The 22,841-nt window shown below is 46.6% G+C and carries 21 protein-coding genes; 5 read left to right on the plus strand and 16 right to left on the minus strand.

Going from position 1 to position 22,841, the window contains the following annotated elements:
* The 13 genes from ACBP46_RS09885 to alr form a co-directional block, all read right to left on the minus strand.
* Nucleotides 1–3,752 (minus strand): ESPR-type extended signal peptide-containing protein (locus ACBP46_RS09885; RefSeq protein ID WP_371016577.1); only part of this gene is annotated, 3,752 nt, incomplete at its 3' end.
* A 157-nt stretch (nucleotides 3,753–3,909) separates the two neighbouring features.
* Complete coding sequence (locus ACBP46_RS09890; RefSeq protein ID WP_371016578.1) at nucleotides 3,910–4,677, minus strand: helix-turn-helix domain-containing protein; 768 nt, start codon at nucleotides 4,675–4,677, stop codon at nucleotides 3,910–3,912.
* 160 nt (nucleotides 4,678–4,837) lie between these two features.
* Nucleotides 4,838–5,557: a phosphate signaling complex protein PhoU gene (gene phoU, locus ACBP46_RS09895; RefSeq protein WP_371016579.1), complete on the minus strand. Its 720-nt coding sequence runs from the start codon at nucleotides 5,555–5,557 to the stop codon at nucleotides 4,838–4,840.
* A gap of 62 nt (nucleotides 5,558–5,619) precedes the next feature.
* Nucleotides 5,620–6,291, minus strand: coding sequence for a ribose-5-phosphate isomerase RpiA (gene rpiA / locus ACBP46_RS09900; protein ID WP_371016790.1), 672 nt, complete (start codon nucleotides 6,289–6,291; stop codon nucleotides 5,620–5,622).
* A gap of 6 nt (nucleotides 6,292–6,297) precedes the next feature.
* Nucleotides 6,298–6,645, minus strand: a complete 348-nt coding sequence (locus ACBP46_RS09905; RefSeq protein ID WP_371016580.1) for an arsenate reductase family protein — start codon at nucleotides 6,643–6,645, stop codon at nucleotides 6,298–6,300.
* A 38-nt stretch (nucleotides 6,646–6,683) separates the two neighbouring features.
* Nucleotides 6,684–7,478, minus strand: a complete 795-nt coding sequence (locus ACBP46_RS09910; protein ID WP_371016581.1) for an ABC transporter permease subunit — start codon at nucleotides 7,476–7,478, stop codon at nucleotides 6,684–6,686.
* Nucleotides 7,479–7,483: 5 nt separating this feature from the next.
* Entirely contained in the window at nucleotides 7,484–8,401 is a 918-nt protein-coding gene (locus tag ACBP46_RS09915; protein WP_371016582.1) for an ABC transporter permease subunit, read from the minus strand.
* Nucleotides 8,398–9,528 carry an ABC transporter ATP-binding protein gene (locus tag ACBP46_RS09920; protein ID WP_371016583.1) on the minus strand — a complete coding sequence of 377 codons (1,131 nt, stop codon included), beginning with the start codon at nucleotides 9,526–9,528 and terminating at the stop codon, nucleotides 8,398–8,400. The genes ACBP46_RS09915 and ACBP46_RS09920 overlap by 4 nt, the downstream gene beginning before the upstream one ends.
* Before the next feature lie 33 nt (nucleotides 9,529–9,561).
* Complete coding sequence (locus ACBP46_RS09925; RefSeq protein WP_371016791.1) at nucleotides 9,562–10,662, minus strand: polyamine ABC transporter substrate-binding protein; 1,101 nt, start codon at nucleotides 10,660–10,662, stop codon at nucleotides 9,562–9,564.
* A 75-nt stretch (nucleotides 10,663–10,737) separates the two neighbouring features.
* Nucleotides 10,738–11,439, minus strand: coding sequence for a 3-deoxy-D-manno-octulosonic acid kinase (locus ACBP46_RS09930; RefSeq protein ID WP_371016584.1), 702 nt, complete (start codon nucleotides 11,437–11,439; stop codon nucleotides 10,738–10,740).
* Complete coding sequence (gene radA, locus ACBP46_RS09935; protein WP_371016585.1) at nucleotides 11,439–12,827, minus strand: DNA repair protein RadA; 1,389 nt, start codon at nucleotides 12,825–12,827, stop codon at nucleotides 11,439–11,441. The genes ACBP46_RS09930 and radA overlap by 1 nt, the downstream gene beginning before the upstream one ends.
* Before the next feature lie 4 nt (nucleotides 12,828–12,831).
* Nucleotides 12,832–13,548, minus strand: a complete 717-nt coding sequence (locus ACBP46_RS09940; protein ID WP_371016586.1) for an SDR family oxidoreductase — start codon at nucleotides 13,546–13,548, stop codon at nucleotides 12,832–12,834.
* Between the two features lie 8 nt (nucleotides 13,549–13,556).
* The gene (gene alr, locus ACBP46_RS09945) at nucleotides 13,557–14,696 is read right to left on the minus strand and encodes an alanine racemase (protein WP_371016587.1); all 1,140 of its coding nucleotides are present in this window, start codon (nucleotides 14,694–14,696) and stop codon (nucleotides 13,557–13,559) included.
* A 100-nt stretch (nucleotides 14,697–14,796) separates the two neighbouring features.
* On the opposite strand from alr, the gene hpnC reads away from it, so the two are divergent.
* From hpnC to hpnE, 3 genes are read left to right on the plus strand one after another with little or no spacing between them, the layout of a single operon-like run.
* The gene (gene hpnC / locus ACBP46_RS09950; protein WP_371016588.1) at nucleotides 14,797–15,669 is read left to right on the plus strand and encodes a squalene synthase HpnC; all 873 of its coding nucleotides are present in this window, start codon (nucleotides 14,797–14,799) and stop codon (nucleotides 15,667–15,669) included.
* Nucleotides 15,666–16,541, plus strand: coding sequence for a presqualene diphosphate synthase HpnD (gene hpnD, locus ACBP46_RS09955; RefSeq protein WP_371016589.1), 876 nt, complete (start codon nucleotides 15,666–15,668; stop codon nucleotides 16,539–16,541). Before hpnC ends, hpnD begins: the two co-directional genes overlap by 4 nt.
* A complete protein-coding gene (gene hpnE / locus ACBP46_RS09960; protein WP_371016590.1) occupies nucleotides 16,532–17,824 on the plus strand; it encodes a hydroxysqualene dehydroxylase HpnE in 1,293 nt (430 codons plus the stop codon). The genes hpnD and hpnE overlap by 10 nt, the downstream gene beginning before the upstream one ends.
* Before the next feature lie 71 nt (nucleotides 17,825–17,895).
* Here the strand turns inward: hpnE and thrC are convergent, their stop codons facing one another.
* Genes thrC through alaC form a run of 3 tightly spaced genes read right to left on the minus strand, consistent with a single transcriptional unit; the run spans nucleotide 17,896 to nucleotide 21,784 of the window.
* Nucleotides 17,896–19,299, minus strand: a complete 1,404-nt coding sequence (gene thrC, locus ACBP46_RS09965; RefSeq protein ID WP_371016591.1) for a threonine synthase — start codon at nucleotides 19,297–19,299, stop codon at nucleotides 17,896–17,898.
* Entirely contained in the window at nucleotides 19,299–20,600 is a 1,302-nt protein-coding gene (locus ACBP46_RS09970) for a homoserine dehydrogenase (RefSeq protein ID WP_371016592.1), read from the minus strand. The genes thrC and ACBP46_RS09970 overlap by 1 nt, the downstream gene beginning before the upstream one ends.
* On the minus strand, nucleotides 20,597–21,784 hold the full coding sequence (alaC, locus tag ACBP46_RS09975; RefSeq protein ID WP_371016593.1) for an alanine transaminase: 1,188 nt from the start codon (nucleotides 21,782–21,784) through the stop codon (nucleotides 20,597–20,599). Before alaC ends, ACBP46_RS09970 begins: the two co-directional genes overlap by 4 nt.
* A gap of 138 nt (nucleotides 21,785–21,922) precedes the next feature.
* On the opposite strand from alaC, the gene ACBP46_RS09980 reads away from it, so the two are divergent.
* Nucleotides 21,923–22,357 (plus strand): Mth938-like domain-containing protein, encoded by a 435-nt coding sequence (locus ACBP46_RS09980; protein ID WP_371016594.1) that lies wholly within the window; start codon nucleotides 21,923–21,925, stop codon nucleotides 22,355–22,357.
* A 17-nt stretch (nucleotides 22,358–22,374) separates the two neighbouring features.
* A complete protein-coding gene (locus ACBP46_RS09985) occupies nucleotides 22,375–22,839 on the plus strand; it encodes a peroxiredoxin (protein ID WP_371016595.1) in 465 nt (154 codons plus the stop codon).
* Nucleotides 22,840–22,841: the final 2 nt, after the last annotated feature.

A 22,841-nucleotide genomic window follows, 5' to 3' on the forward strand; every position in this document is an offset into this window, starting at 1 on the left:
GTGGTGATATTGGCAGAAGATGCCGCTGCACCCGCAGCTAGCCCGCCCACGATACCCAAGGTTTCGCCTAGGTCTTTATGGATGACTTGCCCATCGTTACCCACAAACTGCATACCCTTAGCAACCAACGCATCACCAGCCGTATCCACATACTCTTTATTCACAATATGTGTATCAGCCGTAATCGGACCGTCGTAATGTACATCGCCCTGGTTGGTCACATTGAAGTGATCGCCTAGCTGGGTTTCACCGGTAACCGTTAGGTTAGTAGTATTGACGCTGCCCTGATTGATCACGGTTTGGTTATTGACGTCGTTACCAATGGTGATGCTGTTGTCCACACTCACCTGATTAAACTCAACATCATCGGCTGTTTTATAGGTGATCGTATTTCCTGTGCGTTCAACAACTATATTTTTCCCAGAACTGAAATTAGCAGTTCCACCCGGTTTAATAGCTTCTGCACCCGCCGCCCCCTGAGCAGTTAACGACCAGCCCTGAGCAGCATAGTTAATTGCTTCATTAACAGTGGTATAAGTATTACCTTGTACATTCAAATTTGCCGTTACTCTATGAGTGTTGGGATCGTAGCTAGAGCCACCCCCTAATGCATCTGCAACACTCTGACCTGCGGTATCAAGGTCATCACCTAAATCATTAATTGCGACGTGCGCGCCATAAAGCTGGCTACCATTGATCGCATCGGTGCTTGTAGCAGAAACGCGCCCAGCAGCTACATGTGTAATGGTTCGCTCATTACCCGCCGACCCCACGCTAACTGTGGCAATAGGCTTTTGACCTGCATACACATAGTCTTTTTTATCAATTGTTGCACCCATTGTGCTCACGGCAGCACTGGTTTGCGCACCATCTCCTAATGCAACCGCACGCTCATGAGCTGCTTTAGCGTTAGCACCTAGCGCCATGGCATTGTCCGCTGTCGCCTCGGCTTGAAATCCGGAGGCAATGGCATTTTCATGAGTCGCTTGAGCTTGAGTTCCTGTGGCTATTGCATTTTTAAATGATGCATTAGCCAATTTCCCTACAGCTATCGTATTGATGTTGTTAATTTGCTGGCTGGGGTCAGGATTAAGCATGCCTGATACTGCATTGGTACCTATAGCAATACCATCTGTTGCCGTAGCGCGAGCTTCAGTCCCTTGCGCTTGACTATTTTGAGCTGAGGCAGCACTTAAAGTACCTTGTGCAAAGCTGTCTACACCGCTCGCCTGAGCTTGACTACCTATTGCAGACGAACGTTCGCCTTTCGCATACGCCTCAAACCCCAAGGCAGACGCTTGAAGTGCAGAAGCCGTCGCATCATGTCCTATTGCTGTTCCGCTCTCTGCTGAGACTTTAGCTTTTGTACCCAAAGCAATACCATTATCCGAATCACCGCCAGGCAACTTAGGGTCAACTTTTGCTTGCTGTCCAATAACAATAGAATTCGCACCATGACTGTGTGCATCATCACCAATAGCTATATTGCTACTTCCATAGGTATGACTATTCACCCCAATCACTACAGAACGCTGCTGATCTGCAGTTACAGAGGCTCCTAACACCACGCTCTGTGCTGCTAAGTCAGCGGCCAAAGCTGCATGACCTATTGCTACGCTAGACTCTGCATTGCTTGAGGTGACTGTGTCTGGCCCAATAGCTATTGAATTTAGACCATTAGCTTCATTATTGTTTCTATTGGTGGCTTCCTGTGAGTTCACACTTATGTAGTGAACTTGATTTTCACTTAACTGCTGATTTAAATAGGCCACATTTACTGCATCTTTATCATCAGGATTCGCAGCCATAGCCAAATTACTAATAACTGTACCTTCTGCACCCTGCAAACTTACCTTTGAACTGGCAGCAGTCGAATCTGCGGTATACATCACTGCACCAGCAGGCAGCTGTGGAGTTAATCCCCCGGAACTTAACTCACCTATTACCTGAGCTACTGACTGATACGTATCATCACCTATCTTAAAACCAGTAATTTTTCCGTTTGCGTCCATGATTCCATCGCCTAATAAATCGGCGAGATTACTCTGAGCAGCTCTGAGTTGGCTAACGTTGACGCCATCTGTATCTAAGGATCCTGCCGCAACGTGCGTTAGTCGTCGTTCTTGTCCCGCCTGCCCCAACGAAACTACACTGATGTTATTTAATCCAGTATTAAAGTCAGTTAAAAAGCCACGTCCAGAAGAGGTCGTAGCCACCGATCTCGCCCCTAAAGCAACGCTGCCCCCAATAGCTTGGGCTTGAGCCCCTAAGGCTACGCCATAAGCACCTGAAACCTTTGTCTGCTGACCAATTGCAACCGTATTGCTTGAGGTCGCTTTAGCTTGCTCACCCAACACCACAGAAAAACTTCCTGCTTCTGTCTTCGAGCCAATACTTACTGCGTGCTCAATCGTGGTTCCTATTGCATGTTTATTAGCTTGATGACCAATAGAAATATTTTCATTTCCTGTTAGCCCCTGTCCTGCTTGATTACCAATAGCAACAAAGTAATTACTAGTGGTGTTATTACCTGCCTCAAAACCAATAGCGGTGTTTTGATTGCCTTCAATGTTTTGTCCTGCTCGCGTTCCAATCATAACTTGGTTGGTTCGATCTAAACCGGGAGTGATCGGACCCAAATTAGAGCCCTTCCCAGCTGCTAAACCTATGGCTACGTTACCATCTGCCTCAGCGCTGGCTCCTGCACCTAAAGCAACCGTATTAACAGCAGATGCGGTAGCCCCTGTACCCAAGGCAAGACTACTATTGCTTTGAGCACTAGCCTCATGACCTATCGCCAATGCAGCCGGGCCCTGAGCTTGTGCAGCACTACCAATGGCTAGCGCATTCTCTGAGCTGCCAGTCACTTTAGCTTGCTGACCTATAGCAATAGAATTTTCTGCAAACTGCCCATCTACGGTTGCACCTGAACCGAAGGCTGAACTATTCTTACTTTGCGCTTTAGCCGCCTCTCCGACTGCAATCGAGGCCTCCCCTTGAGCCTCTGCCTCAGCCCCTAACGCTACGCTTGCACCACCTTCTGCCTTGGCTTGCGGTCCGATTGCTATAGATTCTGCTCCTAACGCTTGGGCATCAGCAGCCTGTGAATTCGCTCGGAAATACTTTAAGCCAGGATTATCTCCATCAATACCTGCCTCAGACAGCGCCGTTTCTATAGATTGAATATTAGTGGCTTGTTGAGTTAATAGGGTTTCATGACCAGATAACTGAGTTGAGTGATCCGATAACTGAGAGTGATGCTGGTCAACTTGATCTGCCAGCTGGTTTAAATCCGTGTCAGTTTGCGCAAGACGATCTACCGTTTGCGCTAAGCTTTGACTCGTTTGTGTCAAGTTTTGATCTAGCTGAGCTACGTTTTCATTCGTTTGGTAAAGTTGCCCACCTGTTACTACATATTTACTTGTACTTGTTAAGGGCATTTCCGCGTTTACCAAAATTTGGTTAGCGTTCAAATCACCACTTATAGATAGTTGTGCTAAGCCTTGAATTTGGCCTTGGCCGCCAAAATCAATGATGCCACCGACTTGAGTAAACTCAATCTTATTCTCAGCCTCATTTAGCACAATGTCTGCAAAAGCGACCCCGCTTGTTAGCAGAGAAAGACTTAATGCTGCCGCGCCAGCTATTTTCTTTTGACTTGAGCTTTTTTTGCCACGAGCTTTACTGTGCTCCGCGACAGCAACAAAAGTTCCTGTTCGCTCATTGTAAATACTGCGATAAGTTCTATTCACATCCGCTCCTCAATAATCAATTCAAACTAATGAAAAGCGTATCTTTACGTTACTGAGAAAAGTATCAAAAACACAAAAAACGTTTGATATAAAAAAAAACAAACGACTTCTTGATACTTTTTAACTTTCTAGTCGATGAACTCGTCACCTATTTACATCAATCTTTTTTAGAGCGGTGCATTGAGCGATATTGACTTGGAGTTAAGCCTTCTTGCGCTTTAAATGCCGTAGAGAAATTAGGTGCAGATGAATAGCCTACATTTTTTGCTATTTTATTTATTGTGTATTTTGTTTTTAAAAGCATGTTTTTAGATTTCTCTATTCTGTACCAGCGCATAAACTCAGAAAACGTCTTACCAAAACCATCTAAAAAAGCTAAATTTATAGACGATTCATTTTCTTTAATAGCCATAATTAAATCGTCTATACTTTTTACTTTAGCTAAGTTTTTTTGTAAAAATGATAATGTTTTATTAATGATATTTTTATGGTTTAAATTTAGCAGTCCAGATGTATCTATAGGCAGCTCTATCTGCGACACTGCTTGCTCTATTTGAGTCTGCTCACCAATAAGCTCCATCGCCACCAGCCCAAGTTCGGATATAACATTAGCCACAGTGATGCATGCACTTACGCCAATATTAAAATATAACTTTTTATTTACTGAGCAGTTTTCTACAATAGCTATAACATCTTCAACTAAGGGAATAATTAATTTATTAATTTTTTTAATAAAAGCTAACTCGTCATCCAGAGAAGAAGCATCTATTATTAATAAAGAAATATCATATTTAGAAGCAACTAATTCTAAATCACTTAGATCATGAAAATATAAATACTTATAAGTTATCCCTTTTAAAGAAACCATACAATTAGATACCAAAACAGCATTTTTGCTTAGGATAGCAATTTTTTGACTCTGCATGATTTCCCTCTTTTAATATAATGTCTAAAAAAAAGGATTCTCTCATGCACAAGACAAAAGCCATTATAAAAATCACATTAATTAACTACTTGTTAACACTTCTTAAAAAATAAAAAAAGCCTGATAAATATATCAGGCTTTTTTTTACAAAGTTTAACGATTATTCGTCAAAATTCACATCTTTACCTAGTGCTGTACGGACTGTGTTTTTCATGCCGGTATGTCTTACGTCATCCCCAAGCACCATGTAGATAACTCGCTCGGCCATATTTTTTGCATGGTCTCCCATGCGCTCTAGGGCACGAGCAATAAAAATCAGGTCAATAGAACGAGAAATAGTACGGGGGTCTTCGATCATATAGGTAATAACATGACGCAATGAACCTTTCCATTCTTTGTCCACGTCTTTGTCTTTACGCACTACGTCAGCGGCTACGACCATATCTTGTCGAGCAAATGCATCTAGGGCCTGATTAATCATGCTAACCACTGAGTTGCTCATGTGGCGTAGCTCAACCACAGGCTCGTAACCGGAGTCTGCCTCGTGCAAACGGCGTACCATCTTTGCGATGCGCTCGGCCTCATCCCCACACCGTTCTAGGTCGGTCAGCATTTTAGAAATGGATAATAACGTGCGTAAATCAATAGCTGTAGGTTGATTGCGAGCAATAATATAAGTAATACGCTCGTCAATTTCGACCTCTAAGCTATTGACCTCTTTTTCACGTTCTCGCACCTGATCAACAAGTTGAAGGTCTCCACTAAATAAAGCTTCCATGGCTTGCTCAACCATAGATTCAACCACACCCCCCATTTGTAAAAAGAGGGAACGAGTGGCCTCGAGCTCGGTATGAAACTGCTTATTTGTATGTTCAATCATAAGAACCAACGTAAACGCAAAAGATCACCATAAATGGACGCTAATACTACTATACTACGGCATTATGACAACGTAGTGACACCCGTTTGCCCCGCCACTAATGCAACTGAAGCACCAGTGATAGCAAACAAACCACAGCACACAACGCCAGGGATATTATTAATCTGGGCCTCCAGCTGTGCAGGTGAGGCAATCTGCAGACCATGCACATCCAAAATACTGTTACCGTTATCAGTAACAAAACCTTCGCGCCATACAACGCGACCACCAAGAGCCTCAAGACGTGTGGTGACAACACGACGAGCCATAGGAATCACCTCGATGGGTAAAGGAAATGCACCTAGCTGATCCACCACCTTGCTTTCATCGACAATACACAAGAACCCTTTGGCTACGGATGCCACAATTTTCTCGCGCGTTAGGGCACCACCACCGCCTTTGGTCATATGAAGCTGATGATTAATTTCATCGGCCCCATCAATATACCAATCCATAGACGAAACTTGATTCAGGTCGAGCACCTTGATGCCGTGCTGCTGTAAACGTAAAGTAGAGCGTTCTGAGCTTGACACGGCCGCCTTGAATAAATGCTTGTGTTGAGCGAGAGTATCAATAAAAATATCAACCGTAGAGCCGGTTCCTATGCCTAATATTGTTTCAGTAGTCAGTGTTGGCAGCACGTAGTCCACCGCTGCCGTGGCGGCATGTTGTTTTAACTGGTCTTGAGAGTACATAATCATTTAAGCAAAACGCTGTGCGTAAGCGTCGGCCTTAAAGCCTACAGTGACACTGTGCGCATCCACTGTGACAGGGCGACGAACTAAAGTGGGGTATTCAGCAATTAATTGTAGCCAATCCTCATCACTTTCTGGAGATTTACTTGTTTCTGGCAGGTTACGCCAAGTGGGCGAGGCTCGATTAACTAGCTTGGGCCAGCCACCGAGCTCTTGCGCCCAGGCTTTTAAGTCTGCCGCCTTAATGGGGTGATCTCGATAATCAATAAACGTGTGCTGCACCTGATGCTCAGTCAGCCACTTGAGAGCATTTTTACATGTACTGCAATTTTTTAAACCAAAAATCGTAACCATAATAAAAAACAGCCGCTTTACACGGCTGTATAAAAAAGTTAATAGTCCTTTTTTTGTAAGCGGCTAGCCAAAATAACAAACAAACCAATCACAAAAATAAACAAAGTCGCTAGTGCATTAATCTCTGGTTTTAACCCAAGCCGCACCCTAGAAAACACTTCTACAGGCAAAGTGGTATAGCCCGGCCCAGATAAAAACGACGCAATCACTACATCGTCTAATGACAAGGTAAATGCTAATAACCAGGCTGCCATCAGCGCAGGCATAATTAACGGCAGAGTAATGCTAAAAAATACCTTGATGGGGGTTGCTCCTAAGTCCAAGGCGGCCTCTTCAAGCGATTTATCAAAATCGCGAATTCGAGCTTGGATAACAACGGCCACATAGGCAACGCACAATACCACATGCCCCACCCAAATAGTGAAAATACCATTGCCATCAGGCCAGCCAAACAACTTGGACATTTCCACAAACATTAGCAATAACGAGATGCCTAAAACCACCTCGGGAATGACTAAGGGTGCGCTTAACATGCCCACATAAAGCGTAAAGCCTTTGAACTTGCCCATACGCGACAACACGTATGCTGCCCATGTGCCCAATGCGACTGCCGCCGTTGCCGTGAGCGCAGCAATTAAAAAAGAGAGCTTGGCCGCATTTAACAAAGCTTGGTCATTGAACAATGACTGATACCAACGCAAAGAAAAGCCCGACCAAGACGTCATTATGGCTGAGTCGTTAAAAGAAAACACCACCAAGAACACAATGGGTAGGTACAGAAAACCAAAACCTACCGTTAGGCTAAGTACACGCCAATACGGATTCGTTTTCATTGTTTTTACCCCTTCTTTTTATCTGCATGCAGGTGCTTCACCTGACTGTATTGGAAAAAGATCAAGGGCACAATTAACAGCACCACCATTACGCAGGTAACCGCAGCTGCCATAGGCCAGTCGGCATTATTGAAGAACTCATTCCACATAACACGCCCCATCATAAGTGTGTTGGCACCACCAAGCATTTCAGGTACCACATACTCTCCTACTGCTGGAATAAAAACCAACATAGCTCCTGATATCACACCAGGCATGGATAAGGGCAAGGTGATTTGCCTAAATGCCGTGAATGGTCTGGCCCCTAAGTCGTAAGCGGCTTCGAGCAAACGCGTATCTAACTTCACCAAGCTGGCATACAACGGCAAGATGAAAAAAGGTAAGTACGCATAAACCAAGCCAATATAAACAGCCAAGTCTGTGCGATAGATTTCTAAAGGGGCATCTACTACACCCAGCCATAATAAAATAGAGTTTAATATGCCATCGTTACGCAAAATACCTACCCAAGCATAAACCCGTAACAACAACGAGGTCCAAAAAGGCAAAATCACAGCCAATAACAGCAAGTTACGTGTTGCAGGGTTTGACCGAGCAATGTAATACGCCATGGGGTAGCCAATGAGCACACAACATAGGGTTGTGATGAGCGCCATTTTGACAGAGCTGATATACGTAGCTAAATACAAGTTATCGCTAACCAATAAAATATAGCCACGCAGATGCATCACCAAGTTTAAGGTCTCATCGCTATAATCAATTAAAGGCGTATAGGGTGGTACACCAAATTGCAAATCCGCAAAACTGATTTTAAAAACCAGTAAAAACGGAATAAACAAAAACACCAATAACCAAGCAAACGGGGCAGCAATAATTAGACTGCGCCCCGATGGTTTTAAATGAGTTAGCTTGAACTTTTTCATGAGGCTAGCACCGTTGCACTGTCAGCAGACCAAGACACATACACTTCATCTTCGACCTCGGGCGCATCAGCTTGAGTTAGCATCATACTGGGCACATTGGCTTCCATCAGCATGCCACTGTCTAATCGTATTTGATAACGCACATAGCTACCCATCCAAGCCACATGTGTGACTTCTCCTCTGGCCCAGTTTTTTTCTTGGCTAGGCTGCACGCGGCTAACCTGGATTTCTTCAGGTCGTATTGACACATGCACCTCCATACCAAGTGGTTCACTCACGCCGTGGTCTACTAATAAATTAACTGGTAATTCTTCGCTATGAATTTCAACTCGGTCCGACTCATCTACTACAATTTCACCTGTAAATAGGTTAGTAGAACCGATAAAGCTGGCAACGAAGCGGGAGTTAGGGAAGGCATACACATCGTAAGGGGTACCAAGCTGAACAATCTGGCCGCCCGTCATGACCGCAATTCGATCCGCCATCGTCATGGCTTCCTCTTGGTCGTGAGTGACCATAATGCATGTCACCCCGACTTGCTCAAGAATCTTCACTAATTCCACTTGCGTTTTTTGGCGAATTTGCTTGTCTAGTGCTGACATAGGCTCGTCTAGCAGCAAAAGCTTGGGACGCTTCACTAAACTACGAGCTAAAGCGACCCGCTGCTGTTGTCCACCTGAAAGCTGATTGGGCTTGCGACGCGCAAAGCCTGCCATTTGAACTAGGTCGAGCGCTTCAAACACGCGCTCGTGAATCTCGTTCGCTGCCACCCCTTCTTGCTTGAGACCAAAAGCCACATTGGCCTCTACCGTCATATGCGGAAACAAGGCATAGGACTGGAACATCATATTAATGGGTCGTTTATAAGGAGGCAGATCTGTTATGTCTTCGTTGTCTAAGTAAATTCGACCAGATGTGGCTTCCTCAAAACCCGCCAGCATACGTAATAACGTCGACTTACCTGACCCCGAACTACCTAACAACGCGAAGAACTCATGACGACGCACGGAAAGGTCAACCGATTTTACCGCGACCGTATCCCCGAAAATCTTAACCACATTTTCTACGCGAACGAATTCATCTTCTACCCCCGCCCAAGAGGAGGCACCCGAACGATTTTCAACCATTGACTTACCCTTAAATCGTAGAGTAGCTAAGAATTAACGACCTGATTTGAGTTCTGACCACATGCGTGTTTGTAAACGCTGAATAGCAAGCGGCTGGGGTTTAATCACATATAATGTTTTCGCCACATCTGCGGGCGGATAAATCATAGGATTATTTGCCACCTCTGGCATAACAAACTCTCGTGCAGACATGTTTGCATTAGGGAAGAACATGGTGTTGGTGATTGCCGCATGCACTTCAGGTGTTTCAATGTAATTAATAAACGTATGTGCAGCATCGACGTGGGCAGCTCCTTTGGGGATAGCCATCGTATCAAACCACGCGGGGGCCCCACCGGCAGGAATGTAATAGTCAATCGTATAGTCTTTTTTGGCTTGTTTGGCTCGGTAAGCGGAAATCATTACATCGCCAGAAAAACCGTACACCATACATAAATCACCAGCCGCTAGCTCATCGATATAGCCCGATGAACTGAATTGACGAATATACGGACGAATACTTTTTAATAGCTCTAACGCCTCTTTGTAGTCATCGGGGTTAGAGCTGTTGGGGTCTTTACCTAAGTAATGCAATACCGCAGGAAAAACTTGAGCCGCTTCATCTAGCATGGAAATACCACATGCTTTCATTTTCTCTGCGTTTTCAGGCTTGAACAAAAGATCCCAATTACCTAGCTCAACGTCCTCACCTAAGATTTCCTTAGCGCGAGTTACGTTAAAACCTAAACCATTGGTGCCATAGCCCCAAGGGATAAGATAGTCGTTGCCCGGATCAACCTCGGCCAAAATAGCCATGATGTCAGGATCAAGGTGTTCCCAGTTTGGGATTTTGGATTTATCCAGCTTTTGAAAGAGCCCACCCTCAATTTGACGAGCGGCGTAATGCGTTGAGGGCACAACAACGTCATAGCCCGATTTACCCGTTAAGAGTTTGGCTTGCAAGGTGTCATTGCTATCAAAGGTGTCATAGCGCGCTTTGATGCCCGTGGCTTTTTCAAAGCCAGAAATAGTATCAGGTGCTGTGTATTCCGCCCAGTTATAAACGTTAACAACGTTTTCCTGCGCCTGAGTTGCAGAAAAAGCAGCAGTAAGAGCCGCCCCCACAAAAATTTGTTTGGCTAAGCCGAAGTTCATAATAGTGAACCCCTTTAAATAAAACATGGAAAACCAAAAGGCGAGTTGGCGTTTCATTAAACGCACAAAATAGGACTAGGCTTCAGAGAGTTGTTGATAAGCCTGATAAAACTGCTCATACCATTGCAGCCCTGTATCGCCCCGCACTTTAATCAAGGAGCGACGTAGACGCAACAAGTTATTTAGACGCTGTTTGCTATCCACAACAGTAAGCCGGCGCGCCCGGTCAAAATCAATCAGATGAATGCGGTCGTTGTCATCGTTAAGAATATTAAAAACGTTTAAATCCGCATGCCATACACCGGCATCATGCATTTGTTTAACTGCAAAGGCAACGCTTTTTGGCGCAGTTTTTTCAAGCTGATGCGCTATAGGTAAAGCCCGAGGGAGACGAGCCACCAGTATGGCGGCTTTATAGCGCCCTAAGTGCTTTTTCCACTGTGCAGCAATAGGCATGGGAACTGCCACCCCTGCGTTGTACAAATGCAACAAAACATCGTATTCCGCCCAGGAGCGTGTACGTTCAGTGCCCAACCAAAAATAACTAGAGCGGATGATTTTTGCGATAAGGCCGCCCCGCTTGTAGTGCCTAAGCACGGCTGGCGTTCCCTCTACCAGCACAAACCAGGCCGCATTGCGCCCCCCTTGTGTGACAGGCTGCGCACTTAGATGAGGGTTACAGGGATCGAATAAGCAGGCTGATGGCTGTGACACTACGGCCGTATTAAAACGGATGCCCTGCGTAATTAAGGTTTGGGTTGTGATTGATTTTGTCATTATTTGGAGCGTAAGTAATCCACTGCTTCTTCGATACGCTCTACGGCCCACACCTCAAGGCCCTCAATAGGCTGCTTGGGTGCATTAGCCTTGGGTATAAGAGCGATGGAAAACCCTAGCTTTGCCGCTTCACGCAAACGCTCTTGACCTCGGGGCGCAGGACGAATTTCCCCAGCCAAACCTACCTCCCCAAACACCACTAAACCTTTAGGTAAAGGTTTATTGTTTAGTGACGACATAATAGCCAACAATACAGCCAAGTCGGAAGCAGGCTCGGTAATACGTACCCCCCCGACGGCATTCACAAACACGTCTTGATCATAGGTAACAATACCCGCGTGACGGTTCATTACCGCCAATAACATGGATAAGCGCGCGCCCTCTAAGCCAACAGATAAGCGGCGCGGATTGGGCACATGCGCCGTATCGACCAGCGCTTGAATTTCTACTAGCAAAGGACGTGTACCCTCTTGGGTCGCCATCACACACGATCCAGCCACCTGCTGCTGATGTCTGGACAAAAACAAAGCGGAAGGGTTGGTTACCCCTCGCAGCCCTTTGTCGGTCATAGCAAACACACCTAGCTCATTCACAGCACCAAAACGGTTTTTAAAGGCACGAATCAACCGATACGACGATTGAGGATCACCCTCAAAATACAAGACCGTATCCACAATATGCTCTAAGACGCGAGGCCCGGCTAAGGACCCGTCTTTAGTAACATGCCCAATTAACACTATAGCAATACCATGTTGTTTGGCGAGGCGCGTGAGTTGAGCTGCGCACTCTCGGACCTGTGATACAGAGCCTGGGGCTGCCGTTAATTGCGCCGAGTAAAGCGTTTGAATAGAGTCAATGACTGCGATCTTGGGCTTACGCTCGAGCAACGTTTGTGTGATGTGCTCTAGCTGAATCTCGGCCAGTAAATCTACGCCCTGAGTAGGCAAGTCTAAGCGTCGTGCCCGCAAAGCTACCTGCTCAGCGGATTCCTCGCCGGTCACATATAAAACGGGCACCACCTGTGCTAATGCAGACATGGCTTGCAACAGTAAGGTTGATTTCCCTACGCCTGGATCCCCCCCAATTAAGATAACGCCGCCATCTACCAAACCGCCCCCTAAAGCGCGATCTAGCTCTGACAAACCGGTTGGTTGACGGGGTAGCTCGCGCGCTTGAACATCAGCCAGGCTTTGTACTGGGCTGGCCCCGCCTAAAGACTGATAGCGATTGCTAACGCTGCCGCTGGCCGCAGGCTCTACCACGACTTCTTGCATCGTATTCCACTGCTGACATTGAGAACAGCGCCCTTCCCAACGTGGGCTATCAGCACCACATTCGGAGCATACATATGCCGTTTTGGCTTTTTTACTGGTTTTTCGAGTTGCCATGCTGTTATCGCCCAGTTAGGCTGCTACCACCATCAATAATAAGCTCTTGTCCGGTAATATACCCAGCCACATCACTCAGTAAAAAAGCCACTGCCGCTGCAATTTCCTCGGTTTGAGCAAAACGCCCCATAGGGATACTTTTTAAAAGACGCATTTCGTCTTCGCTGCGCTCGGGACAGTTTTGTCTAAAAAGCGCGGTCTCGGTAGCACCTGGTGAAATCGCGTTCACAGTGATTCCGTAAGGTGCCAGTTCGAGCGCCCAGGTATTAGTACAGCCAAGTAACGCACTTTTTGCAGCCGCATAGCTGGTGCGATCATACGCCCCATGAGCCGCTCGACTGGAAATATTAATAATGCGCCCTTCTTGTCTGGCCTTCATGGAAGGAATAAATGTTTGAGCCACCTGCACGGCTGCTCGTACATTTAAATCAAATACCTGATACAACACATTCAGATCGACCTCGCCTAGTGGCTGCGGCATCACAGAACCTACGTTGTTCACCACCGCATCAACGGGGTATTTTTCACGTAGCATGCGCAAGACCTCTTCACTTTCACCAGCGTTAGCTAAATCACAGGCATATAAGTACCCTGGAAAGTCGATGTCTTGGGTATTGCGCGCTAAACCAACCACATGGGCCCCTAGATCTGCTAGGTGTTGGCTAATGGCCCAACCGATACCTTTGGTGGCTCCGGTTACTAATACACATTTATTTTTCATTTGCATTCCTACTTTTCAAGCACTACACGTGGCACGCGTGGCGCAACCGCACATAATAACTCATAGCCAATGGTGCCAGCAGCCAAAGCCACCTCATCCACTGAAGGCCCATCTTGGCCCCATAACACTACCTCAGAACCCACTCGAGCTTGTGGAATTGAGGTCAAGTCCACCATTAACATATCCATAGAGACACGCCCAACCAATTGTGTGGGCTGCCCCTGGACCCATACAGGCGTTCCAGATGGGGCATGACGTGGATAGCCATCGGCATAACCACACGCCACAACCCCAAGACGCATGGGCTGCGAGCTAATAAAGCTGTGCCCATAGCCTACCCCTTGATGGGCTGCTAGCTCTCGGACGCTAATAATTTCCGCACGCAAGGTTTGAGCAGGAAGTAGACCTAGACTTTGCGCTGACACAGCAGTAAAAGGCGAAGCCCCATATAAGCAAATACCTGGACGCACCCATTGCTCAAACTGGGCTGGTAAATGCTGCTGCAAGCTGGCTGTTAATGTACCTGCTGAGTTACACACACTGATTCGCCCCGGTAGCTGCGACGTATACTGGATAAAGCATTGTAACTGTTGATAGGTAATGCTCGGATCATCATCGGCCCGGGCAAAATGGGTCATCTTGCCTAGGTGGCGAACCCTGCCTTGTTCCTGCAAAAACAACAAACGTTGATAAGCGGAATTGAATTGCTCGGGAGCAAAGCCCAAACGATTCATCCCTGTATTGAGCTTTACCATTACGTCTAGTGGATGCTGCAACTGTGCGGCTTGACGTTCTAAAAGTTCGAGCTGTTCAAAACTATGAATAACAGTAGTGATCCGGTGCTTATCAACACTAGCCAAATCATCAGCACAAAAAAAGCCCTCGAGCAACATGAGCGGTTTGGTCCAACCTAGCTCACGACAGCGCACCACCTCGTTAATATCCAACATAGCCAAGCCATCTGCGGCCGCAAAGCCTTGTACAGCTTGATCAATACCATGGCCATAGGCATTGGCTTTTATCACCGCCCAAATGGATGGCGTAGCGCGCTGTAACGGCTGGACCTGATGCGCTAGTGCAGTACGGATTTGTGTTAAGTTATGACGCAAAGCAGGAATAGAAACCTGAACACGTATGGGTCGGGGCATGAAAAAACCTAAAAGTAAAAACGGCTAAAGACTACCTATATAATGCCTCATTTAAGCGTAGATTAATCCGTTTACGCAATGGTGCTTTATACTTGCAGCTATGTCAGTCGATCATTATGAAAATTTCCCTGTCGCCTCATGGCTATTGCCTAGACGGCTGCGTCGCCCTATTCAACATATTTATTGGTTTTCACGTAGTGCTGATGATATTGCGGATGAAGGCAACCATAGCCCTAGCTGGCGCTTAGAGCAACTTCAAGGCTACCGCGAAGCGTTACAACACATTGCCGCAGGCCAACTCCAACTAGAGCCTACCGATGCGCGTTTTGCTATTTTTGCTCCGTTGGCTCCTGTTATTGTTGAACAGCAGCTACCCATTTCTTTATTCAGCGACTTGCTTACTGCATTTGAGCAGGATGTAACCGTGAAACGTCATGCTGATTACGAGGCGCTTTATTATTATTGCACTCATTCGGCCAACCCTGTAGGTCGCATTCTCTTACATTTATATAACGAGCAACGTTCAGATAGTCTAGTGATGTCTGATGCGATTTGTACTGGTTTACAACTGACTAATTTCTGGCAAGACATTGCCATTGACTGGGAAAAGGATCGAGTCTATATACCTACAGAGACATTAACCCAGTTTGAACTCAGCGAAACGTATATAGCGGATCGATGCGCTCACAAACCCACCTCCGTGACAGACAATAAAAACTGGCTGCGTATGATGCAACAACAAGTCGAGCACGCACGACAATTACTAATAAGTGGCATGCCACTTGCTGCCCGCTTGCCAGGACGAATTGGTCTTGAATTACGACTCATTATTTTAGGTGGCTTACGTATTCTTGAGCGTTTGGACGAGGTTGATTACGATGTGTTCAACCATCGCCCCCAATTAGCTAAAGCAGACTGGATGCGCTTAGGCCTACGTCTTTTGACCACTCAATTTAACCATAAACTACGATGACACCTGATGAATACTGCCAAGACAAGGCAGCCCAAAGCGGCTCTAGCTTTTATTATGCTTTTTTATTCTTAGCTCCCGAGCGTCGCAAAGCCATCACCGCCTTATATGCTTTCTGTCGCGAGGTGGATGACGTGGTCGATGAAACCCTAGAGTCCTCAGTAGCGCGTATGAAGCTAGTATGGTGGCGCGACCAAGTACATGCGCTCTATCACAACCCCAAAGACGCGACTCACCCCGTGATGAAAGCACTAGCGCCTCATATTCATGTCTACGATTTAAAAATCACCGAGCTGCTTGCGGTCATTGATGGCATGGAAATGGATTTGGATGAAGTGCGTTACCAAAGCTGGGAAGACTTAAAACGCTATTGTTGGCATGTAGCCAGTGTAGTGGGCATTTTATCCGCCAAAATCTTTGGTCAAACTACCGAAGCCACAAGCGACTATGCCACAAAACTGGGGTTAGCATTTCAATTAACGAATATCATTCGCGACGTGGGTGACGATGCACGTCGTGGTCGCATTTATTTACCTCTAGAGGACTTAGCTCGCTTTAATGTACGCCCTAATGAGATTTTGGACTCACAACATAGCGACCGATTTGAAGCCCTAATGCAATTTCAAACGCAACGAGCCTATGGTCTCTATAAAGAAGCCGCTGAAGCCCTTCCCGAAGCCGATCGTCGTAGCCAGCGTCCCGGTTTACTTATGGCAGCCATTTATTTTGCCTTGCTTGAGGAAATTGCAGCAGATCGTTGGGAAGTCCTAGACAAACGCACCTCATTAACTCCTATCCGTAAGTTTTGGTTAGCATGGAAAACGTGGGTCACTGGAGGCAAATCGCTTTTACGCCGTCTTAAACAATGCGCATAGGTATTATTGGCGCAGGCTGGGCAGGTGCCGCAGCTGCATGGCAATTGCACAAAGACGGCCATGAAGCAGTAGTGTTTGAGGCCGCTCACGAGATCGGAGGCCGAGCGCGCAATCATGACTCAAAACGACTAGGTCAAGTAGTGGATAATGGGCAGCATCTTTTATTGGGTGCTTATGCCTCAACCCTAGCCCTCATGCAAGAGCTAGGGCTTAATCCAGATGATCATTTTTATCGTTTTGATTTAGATATTTATAGCGCTGATCAACTCTTTCGCTTTAAGACTGCACCACTGCCCGCCCCTTTTCATTTGCTTGGTCCTTTATTTAAGGCCAAAGGTTTAGCATTTAAAGATCGCTTGGCCTTAGTAAAGTTATATCGTTACTTAGGTACTCACCGTTGGCGTGTACCCCAAGGCCAAACGGTCAATACGCTTTTACAACAAACGCAGCAACCTGAAGTGCTTGTACAAAAACTCTGGCACCCCCTTTGTATTGCTGCCCTCAACACCCCCATTGAAAAAGCGTGCGCCCAACTTTTTGCCAATGTCTTGCGGGACAGTTTAGGGGGGCCCCGAGCAGCCACCCAAATGCTGATTCCCTTGCGCGCTATGGGAAATCTTTGGGCTAAACGCGCACTACAACATGCCCAAGTACACACGGGCAGCATTGTCAGATCCATAGAAATAACAGCAAACAGTTATGCAATAAATGGCCAACACCTAGATGGCGTTATTGTGGCAACAAACTCGCCCTCTTGTTATCAACTCCTACAAAAGCTCGATTCGGGCAAACAATACATCGAGTTTGTAGAGTCCATATCGGCATTTTGCTTTAACCCTATCGCTACTTTGTATTTGCTTCCCCAATATGCTTGGGAAAATCCACATCCTATGCTTATGCTTGAAGAGGATTTACACGGGCTAGAAGCTGGACAATGGGTGTTCAATCATGCTGCTCTAACTGGCAGCGACTTAGGCAATGTAATTGCCGTGACGATTAGTTATGCCAACCGCTTACAGGGCCACAGCAAAGAAGCAATTACTGCAGCTATTGTGCAGCAAATTCAGCAGCAATCCGTTTTTCCCTTGCCGCCCATAGTGGCTAGCGAACTGATTACAGAAAAGCGAGCAACCTTTGTGGCTCACCCCCAGCTGAATCGTCCCACCATTCATACACCATGGCCTGGTCTGATGCTAGCAGGTGACTGGGTGCAAAACCCCTATCCCGCTGTGCTTGAGGGGGCAGTGCAAAGTGGTCTAGCTGCGGCTCGAGCCTTTACTTAACGAACCACTAGAGCACAAAAAAACCCACACTGATTTGGTGTGGGTTTTTAATATGCCGCTATTACTACGAACTAAGCATGCTGCTCCATATAGGCACGAACTTGAGCCGCATCCGCCTCCATAATTACCACTCGCTGTGGCAAGTCGTTGAGGTGAGTTAAATGCTCGGGCACCGGAGCAGGCTGACCGATGGCTTGCTCTATGGTTTCAGAAAACTTAGCGGGCAATGCCGTTTCCAAGACCAACATAGGAATACCGTCCTCAAGGTATTCAGCCGCTACCTTAACGCCATCCGCCGTATGAGGATCGATTAATACGCCGGTGCTTTGGTATGTTTGCGCAATGGTATGGAGTCTATCGCTATGTGCGCTTTGACCCGCAACAAAACCATATTGCTGTTCAAACAAAGGCAACATATGACTTAAATCGAAGTAGCCTTGTTGAGCTAACTGATCCCATAATGCATTAAGTTTGGTCGCATCGCGCCCCACCAGATCAAACACAAAGCGCTCAAAATTAGACGCACGTGAAATATCCATGGAAGGACTGGAGGTAGCATAGGTTTTTTCTGCAGAGCGAGGTCTATATATACCCGTGCGGAAGAACTCTTCCAGCACGTTGTTTTCATTAGTCGCTAATACCAAACGAGCAATAGGCAAACCCATTTGTCGGGCTATGTGCCCCGCCAAAATATTGCCGAAGTTCCCCGATGGCACAGTATATGACACCTTTTGCGTAGCATCAGTTGTAGCACGCAACCAACCCCAAAAATAATAGACGACTTGGGCTGCAATACGAGCCCAATTGATGGAATTCACTGCGCCTAAGTGCATAGACTGTTTAAATGCCAGATCACCCCCTAGCTGTTTAACGATGTCTTGGCAATCGTCAAATACGCCTTTAACCGCTAGGTTGTGAATGTTTTCGTCTTGCAGCGAGTACATTTGCGCACGCTGAAATGCGCTCATGCGGCCATAAGGAGACAGCATAAAAACGTTTACGCGTTTTTTACCGCGCAACGCATACTCAGCCGCCGAGCCCGTGTCGCCTGATGTTGCGCCTAAAATATTAAGACGTCCGTTGCGCTTTTCTAAAACGTACTCAAAGACCTGCCCTAAAAACTGCATAGCCATGTCTTTGAACGCTAGCGTAGGCCCTTGAGATAGCCCTAGCAGCGCCATGTCACCCTGTAGCGGCTTGACGGGCACCATCTCGGTGCCCACATACAAACTAGGGTCATACGCGGCCTGGGTTAACGCACGTAAGTCTGCTGCAGGAATATCGTCAATAAACAATGACAAAATCTCAAAAGCAAGCTCGGCATAGGAGAGCTGACGCCATTGCTCTAATGTCTGAGACGATATTTGAGGATAGTGCTCGGCAATAGCCAAGCCCCCATCTGGGGCCAAGCCTTCGAGCAAAATATCACTAAAAGGTTGTGGCGTCATGCCGCCACGCGTGGATATGTATTTCATCACAAAGTCTCTACACGCAAACGTGTAACAGGGGAGCGTACGAAGTCGAGGGTTTGAATCTTTAAGATGGCATTCAGAATATCGCCCTCGCGAGCTTCGTGCGTCAAGAAGATAATATCCGTCTCGTCATTGACGGCGGGCTCTTGGAACATAGAACCAATGGAAATAGACGTATCAGCTAAAATTCGAGCGATATCTGCCAGTACCCCAGGACGGTCATCTACACGTAAACGCAAATAGTACGATGACTGTACATCGTCCATAGCCATAATAGGTGTATCTGCCATCGCGTTTTGTTGGAAGGCCAAATACGGCACACGATGATCATGATCCGCATCGACTAAGCGAGCCACATCTACCAAATCAGCCACCACGGCAGAAGCAGTAGGCAGTTCGCCAGCGCCCGCACCGTAGTACACAGTAGAACCTACTGCGTCACCATGCACCATCACCGCATTCATGGCCCCTTGGACATTAGCCAACATACTTTCTGAAGGCACCAACGTTGGGTGTACACGCAACTCAATGCCTTGGTCACGTGCACGTGTAATACCCAGTAGTTTCACCGTATAGCCTAGGCGCTCGGCATGAGCAATGTCTTCGGCTGCAAGCGTAGTAATACCTTCAATGTGCGCTTTATCAAACTGCACTGGCACACCAAAAGCAAGTGAGGACAACAAGCTCAGCTTATGCGCCGCATCCACCCCTTCGATATCGAAGGTTGGGTCTGCCTCGGCATAACCTAAGCGCTGGGCGTCGGCCAATGCGTCAGCAAATGACAAGCCACGGCTACGCATTTCTGACAAGATAAAGTTGGTGGTGCCATTAATGATGCCTGCCACCCACTGAATGCGATTAGCGGTTAAGCCTTCGCGCATGGCTTTAATAATGGGTATACCACCCGCCACAGCTGCCTCGAACGCTACCATCACATTTTGTTTTTGTGCCGCTGCAAACACTTCGTTGCCATGCGTCGCCAATAATGCTTTATTCGCCGTGACCACATGTTTACCTTGCTCAATCGCTTTCATGACCCAGTCTTTGGCTAGGGTGTCACCACCGACTAGCTCTACCACTACATCAATGTCAGGATTCAACACCACCTCCATTCCATCGGTGGTAATGTGGATGTGGTCTCCGACTAGCTCTTTTGCTTTTGCTACATCACGTACCGCTACCGCAGCAACTTCAATACGACGACCTGCACGACGAGCAATCTCGTCTGCGTTTTGGTTGAGGACTTTCCATGTACCGCCCCCGACCACGCCTAAACCAAGTAGGCCAACCTTGATTGGTTTCATTTAAGCAACCCATCCTTTCGGAACATATCTTTAATGCCGCGTACCGCTTGACGGATACGCTGCTCGTTTTCAATTAGCGCAAAGCGCACGTAGTCATCACCGTATTCACCAAAGCCTACACCTGGCGACACGGCTACTTTGGCCTCGGCCAATAACCGTTTAGAGAACTCTAGCGAACCCTCTTTAATGTAGTGCTCTGGGATTTTGGCCCAAATATACATAGAAGCCTTGGGAATATCGACATTCCAGCCGATTTCTTGGAGGCCTTTAGCCAATACATCGCGGCGATTTTTATAGCTGGCGGTAATTTCAGCCACACAGTCTTGAGGGCCCTCGAGTGCCGCAATGGCTGCCACCTGAATGGGCGTGAAGGTACCATAATCGTGGTAGCTTTTAATGCGTGCCAGCGCATGCACTAGCTCTTCATTTCCCACCATAAACCCGATGCGCCATCCCGCCATGTTATAGCTTTTACTCATAGTAAAAAATTCGACTGCTACATCGCGAGCACCTTCAACTTGTAAAATAGAAGGGGCAACGTAACCATCGAAGGTGATGTCCGCATAGGCTAAGTCATGCACAACTAAAATATTGTGCTCACGAGCCAACGCAACAATACGCTCAAAAAAATCTAGCTCTACACATTGCGCTGTTGGATTACTAGGAAAACCCAAAATCATCATTTTGGGTTTAGGAATCGCTTCTTTAACGGCTCGTTCAATTTCTTCAAAAAAATCAACACCCGGTATCATTGGTACCGAGCGAATATTTGCACCGGCAATTACCGCACCATATATATGAATAGGATAGCTTGGGTTAGGTACCAGTACAGTATCTCCACGATCTAAGGTGGCCAACATTAAATGGGCAAGACCTTCTTTGGAGCCAATCGTTACAATCGCTTCCGTTTCTGGGTCGAGTTTGACCTGATAACGACGATCATACCAATCAACAATCGCTTTACGTAGACGAGGAATACCGCGCGATACGGAATACCCGTGGGTATCTGGACGACTTGAGGCCTCGACTAATTTGTCTACAATGTGTTGTGGAGTGGCACCATCAGGATTACCCATCGACATATCTATAATGTCTTCGCCGCGACGACGCGCCGCCATTTTAAGTTCGCCAGTAATATTAAATACATAGGGTGGCAAACGATCTATGCGAGGAAAGCTACTCATGGGATTCCTTAGATGTGCAAAAATGAACAAAAAGTCCGAATCAATTAGTTTAATCGAACATAGGCAAAGTGGAAAATCCACATTCTAAAAAGGCTAGGCTTTGCGTTATGATCAAGGTATGTTTTGTGGAGATGGATTGTGCATATTCAAAAAGAAGTTAACCCAGCACTTAACACCGTAACAGCCTATGGTGATGATTATATTGAAATCAATAAAACACGCCATACGCAGTCAATTTATTTCACCCCCCAAGGGCAAATTCATGATCTTGGTATTCAAAGCCCATCTGATTTTACTACAGAGCTTCTACAAAAGATCACGGGATTAGAGCCTGTGAAAGCCGATGCCATGGCTTTTTTAGATAATTCCGGCCCCGCCTTTCATAATCCCGAGCAAATTGAGGTGCTTTTAATCGGCACAGGCTTACATCAACAGTTTTTACCCCCTCAACTGACCCATATCTTATTAATGGCCCGCATTGGGGTAGAGGTCATGGACAGCCAAGCAGCCGCTCGCACGTATAATATTCTTATGTCCGAAGGCCGACGTGTTGTCGCTGCCTTAGTTATTTAATTACACAAAGGAATACTATGACCCCCATCACTGTAGGCCAAACCATCCCCCCTTTCAGCGCCGAGAGCACCGAAGGCCCTATTCATTCTGCCGAATTAATTGGTCAAGCCTATGTGTTGTACTTTTACCCACGTGACAATACCCCCGGCTGCACCACCCAAGCGCAAAACTTCAGAGATTCTGTTCAAGAATTCAATGATGCGGGGGTTAAGATTATTGGTGTATCTCGCGACACCATGAGCTCCCACGAGCGCTTTGCCACCAAACAAGAGCTCCCTTTTGCTCTCATCAGCGATCCCGATGAAACGTTATGCGAACTATTTGGTGTCATGAAAATGAAAAATATGTACGGTAAACAAGTACGAGGCATTGAGCGTAGTACATTTTTAGTCAATGCCAATGGTGAGCTCGTTCAACAATGGCGCGGTTTACGTGTCCCTGGCCATGTGGATCAGGTTCTAGAGGCCGCGCGCGCCCTATAATT

This window comes from Paenalcaligenes hominis, assembly GCF_041359055.1.
Taxonomy (GTDB): Bacteria; Pseudomonadota; Gammaproteobacteria; order Burkholderiales; family Burkholderiaceae_B; genus Paenalcaligenes; species Paenalcaligenes hominis_A.

What these genes read in the sequence shown, in the direction of transcription:
- phoU (WP_371016579.1), bottom strand. Translation starts at nt 5,557, where the DNA reads ATGATTGAACATACAAATAAGCAGTTTCATACCGAGCTCGAGGCCACT.
- ACBP46_RS09920 (WP_371016583.1), bottom strand. Translation starts at nt 9,528, where the DNA reads ATGGTTGAAAATCGTTCGGGTGCCTCCTCTTGGGCGGGGGTAGAAGAT.
- ACBP46_RS09970 (WP_371016592.1), bottom strand. Translation starts at nt 20,600, where the DNA reads ATGAAACCAATCAAGGTTGGCCTACTTGGTTTAGGCGTGGTCGGGGGC.
- ACBP46_RS09905 (WP_371016580.1), bottom strand. Translation starts at nt 6,645, where the DNA reads ATGGTTACGATTTTTGGTTTAAAAAATTGCAGTACATGTAAAAATGCT.
- ACBP46_RS09910 (WP_371016581.1), bottom strand. Translation starts at nt 7,478, where the DNA reads ATGAAAACGAATCCGTATTGGCGTGTACTTAGCCTAACGGTAGGTTTT.
- hpnC (WP_371016588.1), top strand. Translation starts at nt 14,797, where the DNA reads ATGTCAGTCGATCATTATGAAAATTTCCCTGTCGCCTCATGGCTATTG.
- alr (WP_371016587.1), bottom strand. Translation starts at nt 14,696, where the DNA reads ATGCCCCGACCCATACGTGTTCAGGTTTCTATTCCTGCTTTGCGTCAT.
- rpiA (WP_371016790.1), bottom strand. Translation starts at nt 6,291, where the DNA reads ATGTACTCTCAAGACCAGTTAAAACAACATGCCGCCACGGCAGCGGTG.
- ACBP46_RS09940 (WP_371016586.1), bottom strand. Translation starts at nt 13,548, where the DNA reads ATGAAAAATAAATGTGTATTAGTAACCGGAGCCACCAAAGGTATCGGT.
- ACBP46_RS09985 (WP_371016595.1), top strand. Translation starts at nt 22,375, where the DNA reads ATGACCCCCATCACTGTAGGCCAAACCATCCCCCCTTTCAGCGCCGAG.
- radA (WP_371016585.1), bottom strand. Translation starts at nt 12,827, where the DNA reads ATGGCAACTCGAAAAACCAGTAAAAAAGCCAAAACGGCATATGTATGC.
- ACBP46_RS09915 (WP_371016582.1), bottom strand. Translation starts at nt 8,401, where the DNA reads ATGAAAAAGTTCAAGCTAACTCATTTAAAACCATCGGGGCGCAGTCTA.
- ACBP46_RS09930 (WP_371016584.1), bottom strand. Translation starts at nt 11,439, where the DNA reads ATGACAAAATCAATCACAACCCAAACCTTAATTACGCAGGGCATCCGT.
- ACBP46_RS09925 (WP_371016791.1), bottom strand. Translation starts at nt 10,662, where the DNA reads ATGAACTTCGGCTTAGCCAAACAAATTTTTGTGGGGGCGGCTCTTACT.
- thrC (WP_371016591.1), bottom strand. Translation starts at nt 19,299, where the DNA reads ATGAAATACATATCCACGCGTGGCGGCATGACGCCACAACCTTTTAGT.
- ACBP46_RS09890 (WP_371016578.1), bottom strand. Translation starts at nt 4,677, where the DNA reads ATGCAGAGTCAAAAAATTGCTATCCTAAGCAAAAATGCTGTTTTGGTA.
- alaC (WP_371016593.1), bottom strand. Translation starts at nt 21,784, where the DNA reads ATGAGTAGCTTTCCTCGCATAGATCGTTTGCCACCCTATGTATTTAAT.
- hpnE (WP_371016590.1), top strand. Translation starts at nt 16,532, where the DNA reads ATGCGCATAGGTATTATTGGCGCAGGCTGGGCAGGTGCCGCAGCTGCA.
- hpnD (WP_371016589.1), top strand. Translation starts at nt 15,666, where the DNA reads ATGACACCTGATGAATACTGCCAAGACAAGGCAGCCCAAAGCGGCTCT.